The sequence below is a fragment of the Paraburkholderia sp. CNPSo 3274 genome, assembly GCF_024206475.1.
Lineage (GTDB): Bacteria > Pseudomonadota > Gammaproteobacteria > Burkholderiales > Burkholderiaceae > Paraburkholderia.
Genome location: NZ_JAMBPR010000078.1, coordinates 1 through 15,251 on the forward strand (window position 1 = coordinate 1; position 15,251 = coordinate 15,251).

Genomic DNA, 15,251 nt, shown 5'->3' on the forward strand with positions numbered 1-15,251 from the left:
CGCGCAAGGGCAACTGCCACGATAACGCCGCCATGGAAAGCTTCTTCGGCACCCTGAAGTCCGAGTTCTTTTACCCGACTCGCTTCGAGAGCATCGAAGCACTTCAGGCCGGCATCAAACACTACATTCACTACTACAATCACCAACGCATCAAGCTGAAGTTAAACGGGCTGAGTCCTGTGATGTACAGAACTCAGCCCGTTCGGCCCTAGCCAAATACTGTCCAGCTTTCCGGGGTCAGTTCACAAACTCTGTGGGGCATTTTCGTTGGCGGGATGATCGCTTTCGTTATCCGACCATGTTCCCGGTCGTGAACGTGAAAGGCGGCTTGGTGAAGGTGTTGCCGTTCACCGTGCCGGTCACGTTTACCGTGTACGTGGTGTTCGGAGCCAAAGGCGTAGCCGGGTAAGCCACGGCCTCATACGGTTGAATCAGCTTGTTCGGGTCGTTGGCCGAATCGAGCAGTTGCAGGTTGATGACGTTGCCCGAGGGGTCCGTCATCGTGCCCGTTTGCAGCACAATCGTATCGGTAGCGTTGCCCATTACAACGACAGGCGTGCCAAATGCGCCCGATGTATTCGGCGGCGTCGGCGATTCGGCAGTTTCCTTGTACGGAACGCCGGTTGTGCCCTGGCACGGGAACGTCAGAGGCGCGCTTGTGGTGATTTGCTGCATCGACGGATTCAGAAGGCTCAACGATCCCCATGCAGCCGGGAAGCCGCTGATCGCCGTCTCATATTCGCCAACGCCCATCGTCGTAACCGGGGTCAACAGAACCGGCGCGTGGTACACGCCCGCAATCCATGCGTACATCAGATTCTGGCCGTACTCCGTTTCCGTGAGTGTCGATGTGGTGTAGTAGTTCGCGCTCACGCCACCGCCAATCGCGCCGGACGGAAATCCGAAATGAACAGCACGATCAAGGTAGGTGACACCCGTGAAGCCTTGCTGTCCCGACGTTTCCGTATCCGATACGACACTGTTCAGACCGAGATACATCGCGTGCGCCTGCGCAGCTTGATCGAGAACCGTGTTTTCCTGAACTGCCGGGAAACCGCATTGCTGCCGGTAGGCGTTCACCTGGTTAAACATCGCAAGTTGCGCGGTGTTAGCTGCGTATTGCGGCGTCGTTTGCGTGCCTGTGACTGTTTGGCTGCCCGAACTCGACGTACCACCGGACGACGAAGTGCCGCCGCTGTTGCTGCTGCTACCGCTGTTGCTGCCGCTGTTGCCGCCACCGCCACCGCCGCCGCAAGCGGCAAGAGTCAATGCGGCTGCGAAAGAGATCGCGGTGAGCGCGGTGATTTTCATCGATTTCATGTTATTCAGGTCCTTGGTGGTTTGTAGCTGCGCCCCTCGCGCGAGCCTGATACCAGTTTGCCAGGCCGGAACGGAAGTCAAGTTCCCGTGGCGGAAGCGGGGCACACTCTAGGGGTAAACGGAAAGAATCCGAAAGTTCTTTAAGCGAAAACTGAAGAAGCCCGCCGGTGAAGCGGGCTTCTATGCGAATTGCGTCAATTTCCGCGCTTGCGGCGCTTTCGATGGAAGACGCGCAGCCCGATGAATGCTGCGACCAGAAGGGCACCGGTCGACTTCGGCGCAATGCCAGCGAGATGGGGAACCGCCTGCCCGCCGATCCAGACCGCGGTAAAGGCGATAAGTGCGTGGGCGACCACTGGACGGTTAAGCAGTGAAAGCATCCTGCTCGGTCGCCCTTCGATCCATCGAGCATATTCCTCGTTGATCTGTTCGAGTTCGCTTGGTGCACCGTCCCCTGTGAGCGCCTTGCGATAGAAGCTCTCGTACTGGTCGAAGCGCAGGTCTCCGTATCCGCGAAGCCAAGCCGACGTACTGTCGCGAACCATCCACGCGAGGTCATTCATCACAGCGCTCCCGTTAGTGCATCGAGCCCGCGTGCCACGGCACGCCGCCGACCGCGTCAACGATGCAGTGCCCGTCATCTTCGGCGTAGTACGCGCCGGTTTCTGGGTTCTGCCAGCCGAACTGCGCCTTGCCATCGGCGCTGAAGACTACGAGGCCGGCGGGAAGCTCGTGACTCTGCATTTAGACGGCTCCCTTCGCGAGTCGCACTCGGCCCACCAGGGTGTCGCTGCATGCCGGGCAGGTGAAGCTGTTGCGCATTTCGATCTTCGACTCGTTGTTCGAAACGATGTAGTGCGTGCTGCATTCGCGGCATGGCGCGATCGAAAGCCGTGCATCTGCGGCCATCGCTCGCGTCAGGTTGTAGCCGCGATCGGTGGCGAGTAGTGCGCGTCCCGAGGGAAACAGATGGTTGTAAAGATCCGCGGCGGCGATCAGCGCCTGGGGCGTATTGGCGCCCATATTCAGCGCGGAACGATAGAGCCAAATGAACACCGTCGAGTGCAGGCGTTGTTGGGGCCTCTCAACGAACCACTGCAGCGAGTTGGGCAGGTTGCCGCACGGGGAGGGTTTTCCGTGAATTGCCATGTACATCTGGCGGGTCTTGCTTTGGGGCAGGCGAAAGAGGGTCGCCGCCGTGCTGGCACGGCATCCGTGTGCCATGAGGGCGGCCGCGTACATTTCGTGAGTTTCCCGACCCAGGCGCAAGTCGGCCCAGTTCGCGGTGTGGGGAAGCTCGCCGGCGCGAAACGGCGTCGTGGACATGATGTGGTGGGCGACCTGGTCGTAAAGGAGATCGTTCGCCGTGAACTCGAACCAGAATGCCGGAGTCGTGAAGCGCCACTGGAAAAGCGGCAGGTCGCGGATGCGTTCGAGCGCTGTGCGCAGTTTGTATCCGGGCAGCTCGCCAAGGTATCGAGCGAGGTCCGGGGTCATCCCGAGCAGCGGAGCGCTCAGTACGCTTGTGTTTGCTACTGCCTGGATCACGTCGAGGAACTGGCGGTTGTGATGCAGGATCGCCTGCGTCGTAAGCGCGTCACGCACCGGCGGCATCTTGCGACGCAGTTCGTCAACCGCGCGCGTCGTCGGCGTCGCATCGACGAAGCAGCGCCAGTCCTCAATGGTCGGCAGCGATGGCGAGAGCATGAGAAAAGGCGCACCGAGGAGGCTTCGCAGCGAACTCTCGTTGCGACGCAGGTGAACAATCTCCTTGACCTCGACGCGATAGATCGCGTTGAACGCAGGGTTCGAGATCAGGACATCCTTGATGTGATCGACCAGATCGTAGTTGATGCCCCGGATTCGTTCGGCGATCCATCGGGGAAGGTAGAGCCGCTCGATGGCCTTGTAGTCATCCACGGACTTGACGTGATTCGGTTCTGTACTCATTTTTTCCACTTCTTATAATTTTCGGTGTCTCTCGCGCGGCCATTCGGTGTGGCCACAAACGCGGAACTCGTTACGGGTTATGCAGCCTTCACTGCGGCGGTGATCTCGATATGGAACTTGCCGACGAGGTCGCCAAGAGCCTGAAACAGCGGCTTGAAGCGGGCCGGATTGCCGTCTGCGGTGCAAAGAAGCTGTGCGCTGCTGTAGCGCTGTGCGAAAGTGCTGAAGTCTTTCACGAGCGCAGTCATTTCTTCGTCCAGCCGTCGTGCAGCTTCGACTGCGGCAGTGCCCTCTTCGAGTTCCGCTTCGAGCTGCGCGCGCCGCTCCGACTTTTCCTCGATCTCGGCGTCGAGTTCGCGTTTTTTCTCTCGCAGTTCGTCATAGAGATCCTCGAGGCGCTTGAGGTCTTCCTTCACCTGTGGGTCTTGCATGTCGGGCTTGCGCGCACTCAGAGCGAGATTCTCACGGCGCACGGTGTCAAGCTGTTCCTGCGTGTCGTGAAGCTGCTGGTGAAGCGCGCTGGAGCTCTGGCTGCTGAGAGTGAGTTCGTTGCGAAGGCGGTCGGTGGCGTCCTGCGTGGATTTCTGCTGGAGACGCAACCGTTCGATCTCCTGTTTCAGGCGATTGGTTTCGCTGGTTGCGGTGTTGAATTGCTCCATCAGCCCGGCGTACTCGTCATTTACCGATGCCAGTTCTTCCTTGTCTGCCTGGATACGGTCCCGCTGCTGCCGAAGAAGCGCGATCAGCTCCCGGACCGTGCGCGTGGACATTTCCGGGTCTTCCTTTTTCTTCGCGATGATCTGCTCGACGATGTCGTCGCCCACATCGTTCGCCAGCAGATATTGCATATCGGTGAGACGTAGAAACTCTACGGCGTCGCTATTTTCATTGAATCGCGCGTAGGCTTTCAGGTGCAGGAGGATCTTGCCTTTCGAGATGCGGTGAAGCTTTTCAAGATAGGCGACTGCTTCCCTGTTTGCCCGTTCAACGGTCTTCTCGGAATTTCCGTACGTGAGGATGTAGTTCGTCTGGACCTGGCGGATCACGTCGCCAAACTTGAACCCGAGATTCATGTGCTCGTGCATGATGCGGCGCACCGATTCGTTGATCTCGGCACTGGTCTGCATCAGGTTCTGGAGCACCTCTTCTGGTAACTTGTCGCCAAATGCCTCGCGAGCCGCGAGAGCAATGTCAGCATCCGAAGGCAGGTGGCGTTCGTAGAGGTCTTCGCTGATCCCGGTTTCGTCGTCCGGGAGCGTCACGCCGTCATCCGGGATAGACGGATCGAAGAGGGAACCGCTGGATGACTTGTTGTTGCTGTCGTTCTCCGGGATGCTCGGATCGAACGAGGGATCGACAGGTGGCTTCTTGTTGCTCATGGTCATTTTTTTTCCGTGCGTGTTTATGGAGCGCTATTGGTTCGCGCCGCCATGGACTCGTTGTACGCGCGCAGGTACAGGCCTAGCGTACGCGTCCATTCCGGCGTAGGTCCGGCGAAAGATGATGAAAAACATGCAGCTTTTGCTTAGTCGCGCGACTATTCATACGGCATTTTCAAAAACAACTTTAGGGTTAACCCGCACACGTTCGTAGTGTTCCTCTAGATCTTTCGCGTCGATTGATGCGTTGAGCATAATTGCTTTCCAGGCAGTACTAACATTGACCGGTGTCTGGCCAGAAAGCCTGAATTTATGGCGTTTTAGTCGCAGGCAATGCGACAGTTCGTTGCTCTGAATGAGCGTAGGAGGCAGGTCCGGATGAAGCGTGCAGTCCGGTGCGGCGAACACACCCAGCCCCTCAATCGTCCACACTTTGGGAAGTTTTGCGCAAAGGAACGCGACCTTCGTCCTGTTCTGGGCAAGGGGCGAGCGGCGCGTTTCGCGCTCGCCATTGATGGCGACACGCACCAACTCATCACAAGTGGTACCGGGTTCGATCAAGCCAGACCAGTTCTTTGTTTCGATCACGAAGAGGCCGAACGGCGTCACTGCCAGATGGTCGATCTCCGCTGTCGGAAAGGCAGTACCCGGCGCGTGGCGAAGAAGCACGGCGCCGTCGTGCAGGTAGTAATCGTCGCCGCAAAGGGTGGTGAGAACGCGGCACAGTTCCGCACGCACTGTTGCCTCGCCCGCTTCGCCGCGCGCGTGAGCGCGTGTGGCGGGTGACCGGTCGCTGAATCGGGGCGTGCGCTTACGCGGTACGCGCCGGATTAGTCGCCAGCCGACGAAACCTACCGCAAGAACAGCGAAGATGCCAGGCATGGGGACCCCCTGTAGTGATGTTGAGTCCAGTCTGCCGGGGTCTGCGTGAAGTCAAGTTTCGCTCCGGGCGGGGAAGGCGGCGCCAGGGCATAAGCCCGAAAAAGCTGCAAAAAAAGTGCACCATTCCGGGTTTAAGCGTTTAGGCGCCTAAACGGAAAGGTTGAAAACGGGACGGCCGAACGTAAGCCCACCGGAATTCGCGATCATTCGATCGCGCACTACCCCGATTGATCCATTAGCCTGAACGTATCCCCGCGTCTAGCACGCATCGAAATGCAGCACGGTACCCGTGCCGCCCCCTCCTTTTGCGTTCCGTTTCGCGAGTCCGTTCGCGGTGTCCCGTCCATGGGTCACGGCGAATGCGCTACGCGCCGGTTTCCCTGCTCGACACGAGCATCGAAATTCCAGGCAATGCCTGGCTATCCCCTGGTGCGTTAATTTTTCTGGAGAGAAAAATGCTGAATCTTTTGATCAAGGATGTGCTCAAGTCCCCGGGCAAAGTGCTCGCCTTGTGCCTCATCGTATATCTGGCTGCGACGTCGTTCTTCGTCAGCCTCTTCCTCGTTGGTCTTGGCGTACGCTGGCTGCAGAAGAAGGCGAAAGCCCTCGAGGCAACCGAGCGTGAAGCTGCACGCGAAGCCGCCGACAAGGCGCGCGAGCAGGCACAACCTGAGGTACAGAAGGCTGCTGCCGCAGTGGCTCCTGCTTCGACTGCAACCCCTGTTCAAACGGCTCCGGCGCGGCAGTACGCCAAGTCGGCAGTTGTCATCCCCCTGAAGAAGACCGGGACCGACTAAGGACCCTGTCATACCCCTCCGCCGCGGCATTGCCGCGGCGGCCCCTTGCCCAAGCCGGGAATCCATTCCCGGCCAAGGGTATGCGATTGCCCGGCTTCACCGGAGCAATCGATGAAAGCAGAAGTCGCTGCATGGCAGCTCGACATCTTCGGCGAGGCCTCTCCGGTACTCGTCGTCCCCCCTAAACCCGATCCACTCCCGGATCCGCAGTACTGGAGTCCCGCCGTTCGCGAGGCGCTGGTCGACGCGTTGATTTCACTCGCGCTTGACAGCAGACACGGCGAAACGCTGCCCGAATCACTCATGGACTGCGCATCGTTGATCAATGCGCGGTTGCGCAACGTCAGGGTGGACCGCTCCGCGTACTTCACTGCGCTTGGCTGGATCATGAACTACTGGCCAACTGCGATCCCATATGAGTTCGTCTGTCGCGTGGGCGGCGTCGATCCCGAGACGCTGCAGGAAGTGATACTGGAAAGGCCGTTGCTCAAGCGTGATCTCGAGGAGCTGCGTGATGCCTGTTTCGGCACGTTGCTGTAGGAGGCACCGTGGGCACACATCATCTTTTTCGCGTACTCGCGGACTTCCTTCCCGGACAGTCTCCCAGTGTCCAGGCATCGCCTATGCCTAGCGCACCGCCAACACGCTGCGAACCGCAATCTCCGACGAAGCCGCGCGAAGTCGGGCAGGGCGCATCCAACGAGACGTTCGTCACGATCGGAGGCGTGTTGCATCTTTTCGTTGACGAGGGCGACTGTATTGCACAGTTCCGGCCCGCGTTTGAGGAGACGCCGCGCGAGACTCCGTTCGGGACGAAGATTCTTCCCGAGGTCGCACCGCACTGGTCACTCCTTCGGGAGCATCGCGTTCCGCTCAAGGACGCAATCTCGGTGGCAATTCGTGCGAACGGCGTGCCGACTGCGACCCCTCCGGACCAGCCGCAAGTTCCGATATCTCAGGGCGCTGCAGGCGAAGATGAAACGCAGCATGCGCCCGTGCGGCGGCGGGCGGCGCGAGAGCACGTCGAACGCGGCGACGATAGCCGCGCTGCGACGACCGGCAAGGTCCTTGGCTGGGGTGAGGAGAAATTTCCGAACCGCAGACCGACGGGCAAGCCGTTTTACACCTCGTTCGCCATGCATATCGAAACCGCGATGGGCGAGCGCACGCTCCAGGGTGAAGGCCTGAAGGATGCGATCGCGCAAAGTGGCTGCCGCGTTGGTGATTCCGTTTCGGTTCGTCGTCTCGAAAAGATCAAGGTACCGGCGTTCACCGATGGCGGACGCCCGATCATGAAAAATGGCCAGCAGGTTCTTTGGGACAAGTGGCTCTGGTCAATTACACGTAAATAGGAGCGTTACTCCATGGCATCTGTAAACAAGGTCATCCTCGTCGGCAATCTCGGCGCGGATCCTGAAGTCCGTTATTTGCCCAGCGGCGACGCTGTGGCCAACATCCGTCTCGCGACCATCGACCGCTACAAGGACAAGGCGTCGGGCGAGTTCAAGGAAATGACTGAATGGCACCGAGTCTCGTTTTTCGGACGCCTGGCTGAAATCGTGAACGAGTATCTTAAGAAGGGCTCGTCGGTCTACATCGAAGGGCGCATCCGCACACGCAAGTGGCAGGCGCAGGACGGTACCGATCGATATTCGACGGAGATCGTTGCAGACCAGATGCAGATGCTCGGCGGCCGCAGCGGTGGCGAGCATCGTGAGCCTGGCGGTGATGACGAGGGGTTCGAATCGCGTGAAACCGCGCGACCCCAACGCAATGGAGGCAACGCTGGCTCCGGCTCACCGCGTGCAGCTTCCAGCGTCCCGCCCCGGGCAAGGCCTCCCCAGTCCTCGGCTGGTGGCGGTGCAGGTATGCGTGCGCCCGCCGGCGGTGGCTTTGATGAAATGGACGACATTTTCGAGGCCTCTATCCGAGTGCGGCATGGGCTGCTATCTAATCCCGTAAGGGCTCACCATAGCGATCTGCGACTCCCGCAGATCCTCACCTGACGTTTCGTGGCGCGCCTTCGGGTGCGCTGCGCAACGCCTACCCACTGTCGACGGCGCATATCGCGCGCCTCGCTTCCTCGCCTACCTGAAAACTGTTCAAAAGAGCCGCTCGCTTCGCGTGGGCCGCTCCTTTGAGCAAGCGTTTTCACGCCTGTCTCAGGCACCGACCCAACCCACTTCCAAAAATCGGAGAGTGACTAATGAGTACATCTGGACGCGGGCTGCCACCCGAGAAGTACGAGTGGCTGCAACGCAAACTGAAGGAATTCACACTCTCCCCGGAAGCGTGGATTTCGACCTTGATGAGTTACGGCATTTCCGCCGACTGCCTGACCGGTAACGCAAGTTCCTGTCCGGTGTGCGGCGGCGATGACCGCTTTACCTATGACAACAAGAGCGGCCGCGGCGACTGGATTTGCCGAAAGTGCAATGACGGTTATCCGATGGCAGGTGACGGACTTCAGCTGATCGCCCGTGCAAACCGCATGGGGCTGTATCGACTGATGTGCGAGCTCGATGGTGGCTCACCGCCGACGTCACGCGCGCCGCTCAACTCGACGGCGCCCGCGCCCAGGCGCAAGGCCGATCCGGCGTTTGTCGCAAGACGACTGGATGCCATGTGGAGTAGCGCGCAGCCTCAGGCTGTGGGCGATCTGTCGATGCGCTATCTGCAGGATCGTGTGCCTGGCCTCACGGCCGGACCGTCGCCGGCGCTGCGTCTTGGCTTGCTTGAGTATCGCCACGACAAGAAGGTGCTCGGCGAGTGGCCGGGCATCGTGGCGCGATTCGAATTGCCCGATGGGTGTCTTGGCACGCTGCATCGCACCTTCCTCGATCCGGTCAAGCCTGCGAAGGCGACGATTGTGTCGCGGGACGGCGAGATTCTCGATGCGAAGCTCAACGACATGACGCTCAACCCGCTTGCGGGCGGCGCAGTGCGATTGATGTCCCCCATCGACGGGGAGATCGGTGTGGGCGAAGGGCTGGAAACAGTCTATGGCGCACACATGGAGTTTGGTGTGCCGGTGTGGAATTGCCTGAACCGCATCCTGCTCTCGAAGTTCGTTGTCCCGGAAGGTCTCGGGATCAAGGTCGTGCACATCTTCATGGACTTCGATGACATCGATCCGAGGACGCGCCAGTCGCCGGGCGTGAGTGCCGGCCTGGTCCTCGCGAAACGATTGCGTGCTGAAGGCTATACGGTCGTGCCGCACCGACCGAAGTTACGTGGGACTGACTTCGCGGATCAATGGAAGTCGCGCTGGATCGCAGCACATGGAACTGCCCCCCTGGGGCGTCCAGCATCTCACGCATCACGCGTGGCACTGGCCATTTGATTGACGCCGGCCAGTCCGGCATTTTCTTGAACCAGCCCGGTGGGGATTCGTCCCCGCCGGGGATGGACCGTCGGGCTCTTTTCTTTTGAGGTTGAAATGAGCTTTTTCCAGATGAAGGTGGGCAACATGTTCACGATCGTGGCCACCAACGGTGCAGCAAACGGGCACCAGCCAGTGCTCAAATCGGACGCGACTGGCTACGACGTGTTCGATCGGAGCAGTTGCAAGATGGTCTTTCGCGATCAACCCTTCGACGCTGCGTTCGACTTCTGTACGAGACGGCTCTCGTTCGTATCGGCGAAGCCTGTTCAATGATTCCAACGCTAGAAGCAACGGCGGCTCCCACATCGGGAGCCGCCGTTTTTTTTCGTCCATACGAAACGCCTCATCTACAAAAACATGCGGCGACACGTGAAAAGCAGTGAGATCGCGGTGCGCACGGCGTACAGAAATCCCACTGCCCAGGCGAAGCCGACGCTGCCTGCAGTGAAGAGCAGCCTGCCCGAGTCCTGGAGTCCTGCGGCGTAGAGGGCTACGCCGAGCATTGCCACGACATAGCAGGCGAGGGCGACAGCCGCGCGTCGCGCGAGCCAGTGCCAATGCATGAAAGTTGTCCATGCGCTTTCAATCCTGTCCATTACTGTTCCCCAACGTTGTGGGCGCCGTCAAAGAGCACGCCGCCAAACATCCAGCCAGCGATTGCGACCGCGACTAGCGCGCCGATATAGACCCAGGTGAGGGGCTCGTCCAGGCGTTGACCGTGGAGGATGGCGAAGAGACGTTCGTATTCCATGTTGACTGCTCCTTTGAAGTTTATGTACCGGTGCAGGAGGTTGCACCGGCATCTGATTTGATGATGACATGCCCACACTGAAGTCAAGTCGCGCGGCGCTGCTCACCCTTCCACCGTCCCCTCGGTCCTAATAGGCGGCACGCTCGCGGACACGTAGGGAAAGGGAGAAAAGGGGCAGCGCCTGTTCAATCAAACTGAGCAAACTCATTGCTGAGCGCGTCGCCGAATGCCGATCCGGAGTCGTCGGAGTCGGCAACCCGAACAGTCTGGAACGCGTCTGACGATGCTCCCATTTCGGCTCTCGTTGTAGATGGGGCAATTGGGCCGCGCGACACCACCGCGGAGGTGCCCGTCGCGGCATTCTGCGATGGCGCGACGTCTAGAGGGACCGGGGTCGCCTGCCGAATGTACACCGGTACGGCGGTCGCCTCTCGACGGTCCGGGGCGCCGCGCTCGACCGGGTGAGCATTGCCCATGGTCTCGTCCCATAGCCTGGCTTCAGCGAGCGCGCGGAACACGATTGCGCGCTCGCGCGGCGAGCTGCATGCACGCAGTCGCTGGTAGAGCTTCGGCGAGACAAGTGGATTGACCGTGACGGTCATCTCGATCTTGTCGCTCATGCTACGCGGCGCTCGCTCGCAAGGCGTTCGCCAACAAGCAGGAAACCTCTCGCGTTGGCCGTGCATGGGGAATCGATCACCTCGATCACAATGCGAGGGAACGCATGCCGGATCACGGATGCATAGAGTCCCGCGCCACCGCCGGAGAGGATGATCGATCGCACGTTCCGCAAATGACCGACGCTGTTCTGCATTTCCTTCACGACGTCGGTAACGATCGGACTGGCCTTCTCGAGATAGGGCGAGAGATCGACGTCCTTTCCGTAGAGAAGGAAAGGCTTGTATTCGCGCAGCGCCTTGTCGATAAGCTCAATCTCAGTCACGTTATCGTCTTCGTCCACGGAGATCAGACGCGCGATGCGCTGATAGATCTGTGACGCGCCACCAGGCATACCGCCGCTGCGCGTGTCGTCCATTGCGAAACCGTTCGCATAGACCCAATCGGTCGTGAAATAGCCAACGTCGATGACGAGATGCGCGTCGTCGCGATTGAAGCTGTCGCCACGCGTACTGGCAGCAAATACGAGTGAGCCTAGCGGCTGGGGGATCACGACGACGCGCTCGACGACCACTCGACCGGGGCCGAAATCGTGTGCACCAACAAAGCGGTCCTTGAGCGCGGCCGAATACTTCTTCATGTTGTGCACGGGCAGGCCAAGTACCAGACGGTCAATCTGCGTGATGCCAGCAAAATGGATAGCGCCGAAAAGTAGCGCGGCATAGTTGTCGGTCATCACGTAGTCGTCGGCGAGAGCGCGGCCTGTCTTGCCATAGGCAGCACTCAGCGAAACGTCGGGTCCAACTTCATAGTTAATCCCGTCAATCTTGATAGTGACCACCGTTCGCGATGCGAGAACGCCTTCACCGAATCCAGAGAGCGAGTGGGTTGCAGCGAGCGGGGCGAGTGAGGGAAACATGCCCGTCGCGACCGTGCCGCTCGCTGCGCGGTGAGCGTATTTGGTGTTGCCGTAGCCAACGTCGATAGCGAAGACTGCAGTTTTCATGGTGTCTATGTTCCCTGGTTAGAACGAATCGGGTGAACGGCAAAGTTAGACGTGAAGTCCGACTTCATCCGGGATCTCAAAAGGCTGTGGAGCCCAGTTTGAAATGGCATGTTGCTGAGTCCAGTCTATCGAGCGTAGTGGGAAGTCAAGTTTCCAAAAGCGCGCTGGAACAGGTCATCTTTTGCTCGCGGGCGATTGCAGCGAGCGCCTATTCTTGTCAGTACCTGTCGCGCCCCTGGCGCATCGACCTGAAGTGCATGGCACTTCGCGCGTCCTGTTTCTGGCCAAATCGGCCAACGCCCCCCCGCCCGCAAGGGCAAACTTCCCAAGACTGTCCGCGTGCCACCGTGACGCGGCTTTTTTTTCAATCAGATCAAGTCCACCCTGTCCCACTCTGAGGACCACTGGACAGTGCGATATCCATACGATCGGCGGGTGTCCGCCGGAATGCGGCGCAATGAGACAAAGTGGGTGCGGACAGTTGGACAGTTCGCGCCCTCGGTCTCATACGCCTTACACACGTTCCTTCAGCCCACAGCGCTGGGTGCGTTCACGAAGCCCGATACACCGCGGCGGAGATGAACGTGCTTCGGAACGGGGGAGAGTCTGCACGCTGGCCACGCCAGTGTTTCGCGCCTCCCTGTACGGAAGATAGAACGGTCCGCGCAGCCGTCACCAAAAATGCGCAACAGGAATTGCCCGGCAGTTGGCCCGGGCACCCACAGGCCGGACGGCGCTGTGTGGTGTCCAGATGCGGAAACGCGTCCGGGGGCCGGTCGGGTAGCCACAGCAGGCGGCAAGGCAGCACAGGCAGTAACCGCGGGAAGCGGTTTGCGCGAAGCGCGATCCGGCCCGTGCCGCAGCAAGGTGGACAGTCGGAACGCATCTCTTCCGTGCGTCGGGCTGATCGGATGGAATCGCTAAAGGCAAGGAAGGCAACAAACCCCGCGCCGGGGAATCGGCGAAGCCGCTCAGGCGGCCAGTAACAGCGGTCAGGTCGGTGCGGCCGCAACGATGTCAGGCAGGGACATCGGGCATCACCGACCTGGCCACAGCAATCTGCGCAACTTCGCGCGGAGCGCAACGGCAACGGAGGAAAAAAGTGGCGGCGATACTGAACGTTCGAGCGGTGGTGCGCGGCTACCGGCTGACGCCCGCGATTGCACAGGAGTTGATAGACCTGTTCGATGAGCACGTGGCGACGGTTCACAGCAGGACGCGAGTCAGCGGGAGGTCATTGTCGATCAAGACACAGGAACATCGTGTGCGTGCGATATGCGTCGCTCTGGTCGAACTGCGTGGAGGCGGCTTCGCAGTGACGAGCCCGTGGAACCTGCGGCAGAAGCATATTGAGTGGCTGGTGCGGCGCTGGGTGGATGCGAAGCAAAGCGGCGGGACGATCGAGAACAAGCTCACATATCTGCGCACGCTCGCCGGGTGGATGAAGAAGGAACACCTGGTCGGCACGCTCGCGAACTATGCGGATCGCAAGGCTAACGGGCTCGAGCGTTCCTACGTGGCCGAAGCAGACAAGTCATGGTCGGGCAACGGTATCAACGCGACGGAAAAAATTGCGGAGATTGCGACAACGTGCCCACGGGTGGCGGTGCAATTGAAGCTTCAGGCAGCTTTCGGACTGCGGATCAGCGAGAGTTTCCTGCTGAGACCGGCCGAGGCCGTGAAGGATATCGAGAACCTTGGCGTCACTCGTGGCACGAAGGGCGGCCGCGAGCGCAAGGTGCGGATCGAAGACCAACTCGCGGTGCTCGAGGAGGCAGCGCAGCTGGCTAACCCGATGACCGGTTCGACGATTCCCGCGGATCGCACGTTGAAGCAATGGGTCGACCGGTACAAGACGGTGCTGCGGAAGCACGGCGTCAACAAGAAGGGGCTGGGTGTCACAAGCCACGGGCTGCGTCATCAGTATCTGCAGGAGCTGTATGAGCGGGCGAGCGGTGTCCCTGCGCCCGTGAAGCTCGCTGGAACTCGGCCAGATCCCGAAGTGCACAAGGAGGCAATGCGTCGCGTTGTCGAGGCTGCCGGCCATAGTCGGGTGACGAAGGCCAACGCGTATCTCTCGACGTTCGCGCGCCAGGAGCGATTGGCGAAACCGTCCCCGACCGTCGAGGAGGCGGCGAAGGCGCTGGAGGCGGCGGGAGGAAACAAGACGCACGCGGCGCGGTCACTTGGGATTTCCAGGCAAGCGCTCTATCGGCTGCTTGGCAACGCGTAGGCGCTATTTGTCTGGAGAAATGTTCGGCGCACTGATGGGAAAAACGCGCTGGCTATCATGGCAGTGCCTTGACGCGGCCCGGGGGAGCGTCGAATGAGCACTTAAGAACCAACGATACGGGGAAAAAGAGGGCATGGCCGCGAGGCACAATGAAGGCGTGTCTCTCAGGTTCTGGTCCCCTCGAAACCAACACCCAGAACCCATTCAACCGGCCCTAGCGGCCGGTTATTTTTTTTGCTTGTCCGAGCGATTACCAGCGGTCGCGGTCGGGCAGCGAATCGACGGCGGCGGCGATCCGGTCTTCGAATAGCATCTCGTCGTGCTCGGCGGGCGAATAGATTTTGGGGAACTGGGCGTACGACTCGCCGTCAATCTCAACCCATTTCGCGAGCTGGATCAGTTTCCTCCAGCGTGCCGCGTCGTTGAGCACCGGGTCGATTGGCCATGAGTCAAACGTGACAACGGTGGCATCCACGAGGCGGCGAGCGAGCATCGCAAACATCGGCCCCATCTCTTCCCAGTTGCCGGCGGTACGCGATAGCAGATCGAGGACAGCGGGTATGTCGGCGGCCCCAATTTCGCGCTCGACGAGCCGCTGCACGTCGCTCTTCTCGGCTTCGGGGCGCATCAGCCGTCTGTTCCATACGGCGCCACAGCGGTCCATCGCGGCTTTTTCGTCGCGACCAGTAGCTTCCCATGGCGTTTGCATTCCGCAGTCCGCGCAGTAGATACAGACCAGGGGTGCTGTCTTCGGGACCTCAGGCGGACGCGGCAGCCGGTCGCCGATCCGAGGAGGCCCTGACATGCGGCCCCACTCGGTGTAGTCGTACTGTGGATTCGGGAGTTTGGAGACCAGGCGCTGTGAGCGGCCAACTGTCGGTCGACCGCCGCAGTGGTCGCAAGGTATGAGCTGCTCGTACATGGCGAGTA

General features: G+C 60.2%; 19 protein-coding genes. 8 read left to right on the forward strand and 11 right to left on the reverse strand.

The features are described 5' to 3' along the window. Positions 1–212, forward strand: a 212-nt coding sequence (locus tag M3I54_RS35885; RefSeq protein WP_254343045.1) for an IS3 family transposase, incomplete at its 5' end; no start/stop codon positions are given. Between the two features lie 76 nt (positions 213–288). Here M3I54_RS35885 and M3I54_RS35890 read toward each other — a convergent pair. The 6 genes from M3I54_RS35890 to M3I54_RS35915 form a co-directional block, all read right to left on the reverse strand. Continuing rightward, on the reverse strand, positions 289–1,320 hold the full coding sequence (locus M3I54_RS35890; RefSeq protein WP_254344368.1) for a CAP domain-containing protein: 1,032 nt from the start codon (positions 1,318–1,320) through the stop codon (positions 289–291). A gap of 194 nt (positions 1,321–1,514) precedes the next feature. Beyond that, on the reverse strand, positions 1,515–1,883 hold the full coding sequence (locus tag M3I54_RS35895; RefSeq protein ID WP_254344369.1) for a hypothetical protein: 369 nt from the start codon (positions 1,881–1,883) through the stop codon (positions 1,515–1,517). Between the two features lie 13 nt (positions 1,884–1,896). Then, entirely contained in the window at positions 1,897–2,064 is a 168-nt protein-coding gene (locus M3I54_RS35900; RefSeq protein WP_254316948.1) for a hypothetical protein, read from the reverse strand. After that, on the reverse strand, positions 2,065–3,270 hold the full coding sequence (locus M3I54_RS35905) for a FlhC family transcriptional regulator (protein ID WP_254344370.1): 1,206 nt from the start codon (positions 3,268–3,270) through the stop codon (positions 2,065–2,067). A gap of 77 nt (positions 3,271–3,347) precedes the next feature. Beyond that, the gene (locus M3I54_RS35910) at positions 3,348–4,649 is read right to left on the reverse strand and encodes a hypothetical protein (RefSeq protein ID WP_254344371.1); all 1,302 of its coding nucleotides are present in this window, start codon (positions 4,647–4,649) and stop codon (positions 3,348–3,350) included. 162 nt (positions 4,650–4,811) lie between these two features. After that, the gene (locus M3I54_RS35915) at positions 4,812–5,531 is read right to left on the reverse strand and encodes a nuclease-related domain-containing protein (RefSeq protein ID WP_254344372.1); all 720 of its coding nucleotides are present in this window, start codon (positions 5,529–5,531) and stop codon (positions 4,812–4,814) included. A 359-nt stretch (positions 5,532–5,890) separates the two neighbouring features. Between M3I54_RS35915 and M3I54_RS35920 the strand changes: the two genes are divergently transcribed. From M3I54_RS35920 to M3I54_RS35945, 6 genes are all read left to right on the forward strand, one after another. Then, positions 5,891–6,328, forward strand: a complete 438-nt coding sequence (locus tag M3I54_RS35920) for a hypothetical protein (protein ID WP_254344373.1) — start codon at positions 5,891–5,893, stop codon at positions 6,326–6,328. 111 nt (positions 6,329–6,439) lie between these two features. Further along, complete coding sequence (locus M3I54_RS35925; protein WP_254316943.1) at positions 6,440–6,868, forward strand: hypothetical protein; 429 nt, start codon at positions 6,440–6,442, stop codon at positions 6,866–6,868. Positions 6,869–7,323: 455 nt separating this feature from the next. Next, positions 7,324–7,680 carry a hypothetical protein gene (locus M3I54_RS35930; protein ID WP_254344375.1) on the forward strand — a complete coding sequence of 119 codons (357 nt, stop codon included), beginning with the start codon at positions 7,324–7,326 and terminating at the stop codon, positions 7,678–7,680. Positions 7,681–7,692: 12 nt separating this feature from the next. Further along, the gene (locus tag M3I54_RS35935; RefSeq protein WP_254344376.1) at positions 7,693–8,334 is read left to right on the forward strand and encodes a single-stranded DNA-binding protein; all 642 of its coding nucleotides are present in this window, start codon (positions 7,693–7,695) and stop codon (positions 8,332–8,334) included. A gap of 200 nt (positions 8,335–8,534) precedes the next feature. Next, a complete protein-coding gene (locus tag M3I54_RS35940; RefSeq protein ID WP_254316940.1) occupies positions 8,535–9,671 on the forward strand; it encodes a primase-helicase zinc-binding domain-containing protein in 1,137 nt (378 codons plus the stop codon). A 96-nt stretch (positions 9,672–9,767) separates the two neighbouring features. Beyond that, entirely contained in the window at positions 9,768–9,986 is a 219-nt protein-coding gene (locus tag M3I54_RS35945) for a hypothetical protein (RefSeq protein ID WP_254316939.1), read from the forward strand. A gap of 74 nt (positions 9,987–10,060) precedes the next feature. Here the strand turns inward: M3I54_RS35945 and M3I54_RS35950 are convergent, their stop codons facing one another. The 4 genes from M3I54_RS35950 to M3I54_RS35965 all read right to left on the reverse strand — a co-directional run bounded on the left by M3I54_RS35950 (position 10,061) and on the right by M3I54_RS35965 (position 12,088). Continuing rightward, entirely contained in the window at positions 10,061–10,276 is a 216-nt protein-coding gene (locus M3I54_RS35950) for a hypothetical protein (RefSeq protein WP_254316938.1), read from the reverse strand. Between the two features lie 32 nt (positions 10,277–10,308). Then, positions 10,309–10,464 (reverse strand): hypothetical protein, encoded by a 156-nt coding sequence (locus tag M3I54_RS35955; RefSeq protein ID WP_254316937.1) that lies wholly within the window; start codon positions 10,462–10,464, stop codon positions 10,309–10,311. Between the two features lie 185 nt (positions 10,465–10,649). Beyond that, complete coding sequence (locus M3I54_RS35960; protein WP_254316936.1) at positions 10,650–11,084, reverse strand: hypothetical protein; 435 nt, start codon at positions 11,082–11,084, stop codon at positions 10,650–10,652. Then, the gene (locus M3I54_RS35965) at positions 11,081–12,088 is read right to left on the reverse strand and encodes a PRTRC system protein D (RefSeq protein ID WP_254344378.1); all 1,008 of its coding nucleotides are present in this window, start codon (positions 12,086–12,088) and stop codon (positions 11,081–11,083) included. The genes M3I54_RS35960 and M3I54_RS35965 overlap by 4 nt, the downstream gene beginning before the upstream one ends. A gap of 1,102 nt (positions 12,089–13,190) precedes the next feature. Here M3I54_RS35965 and M3I54_RS35970 point away from each other — a divergent pair. Continuing rightward, complete coding sequence (locus M3I54_RS35970; protein WP_254344380.1) at positions 13,191–14,321, forward strand: integrase domain-containing protein; 1,131 nt, start codon at positions 13,191–13,193, stop codon at positions 14,319–14,321. A 250-nt stretch (positions 14,322–14,571) separates the two neighbouring features. On the opposite strand, the gene M3I54_RS44975 is transcribed toward M3I54_RS35970, so the two are convergent. Then, positions 14,572–15,243: a Lar family restriction alleviation protein gene (locus M3I54_RS44975; protein ID WP_302059288.1), complete on the reverse strand. Its 672-nt coding sequence runs from the start codon at positions 15,241–15,243 to the stop codon at positions 14,572–14,574. Between the last annotated feature and the right edge of the window lie 8 nt (positions 15,244–15,251).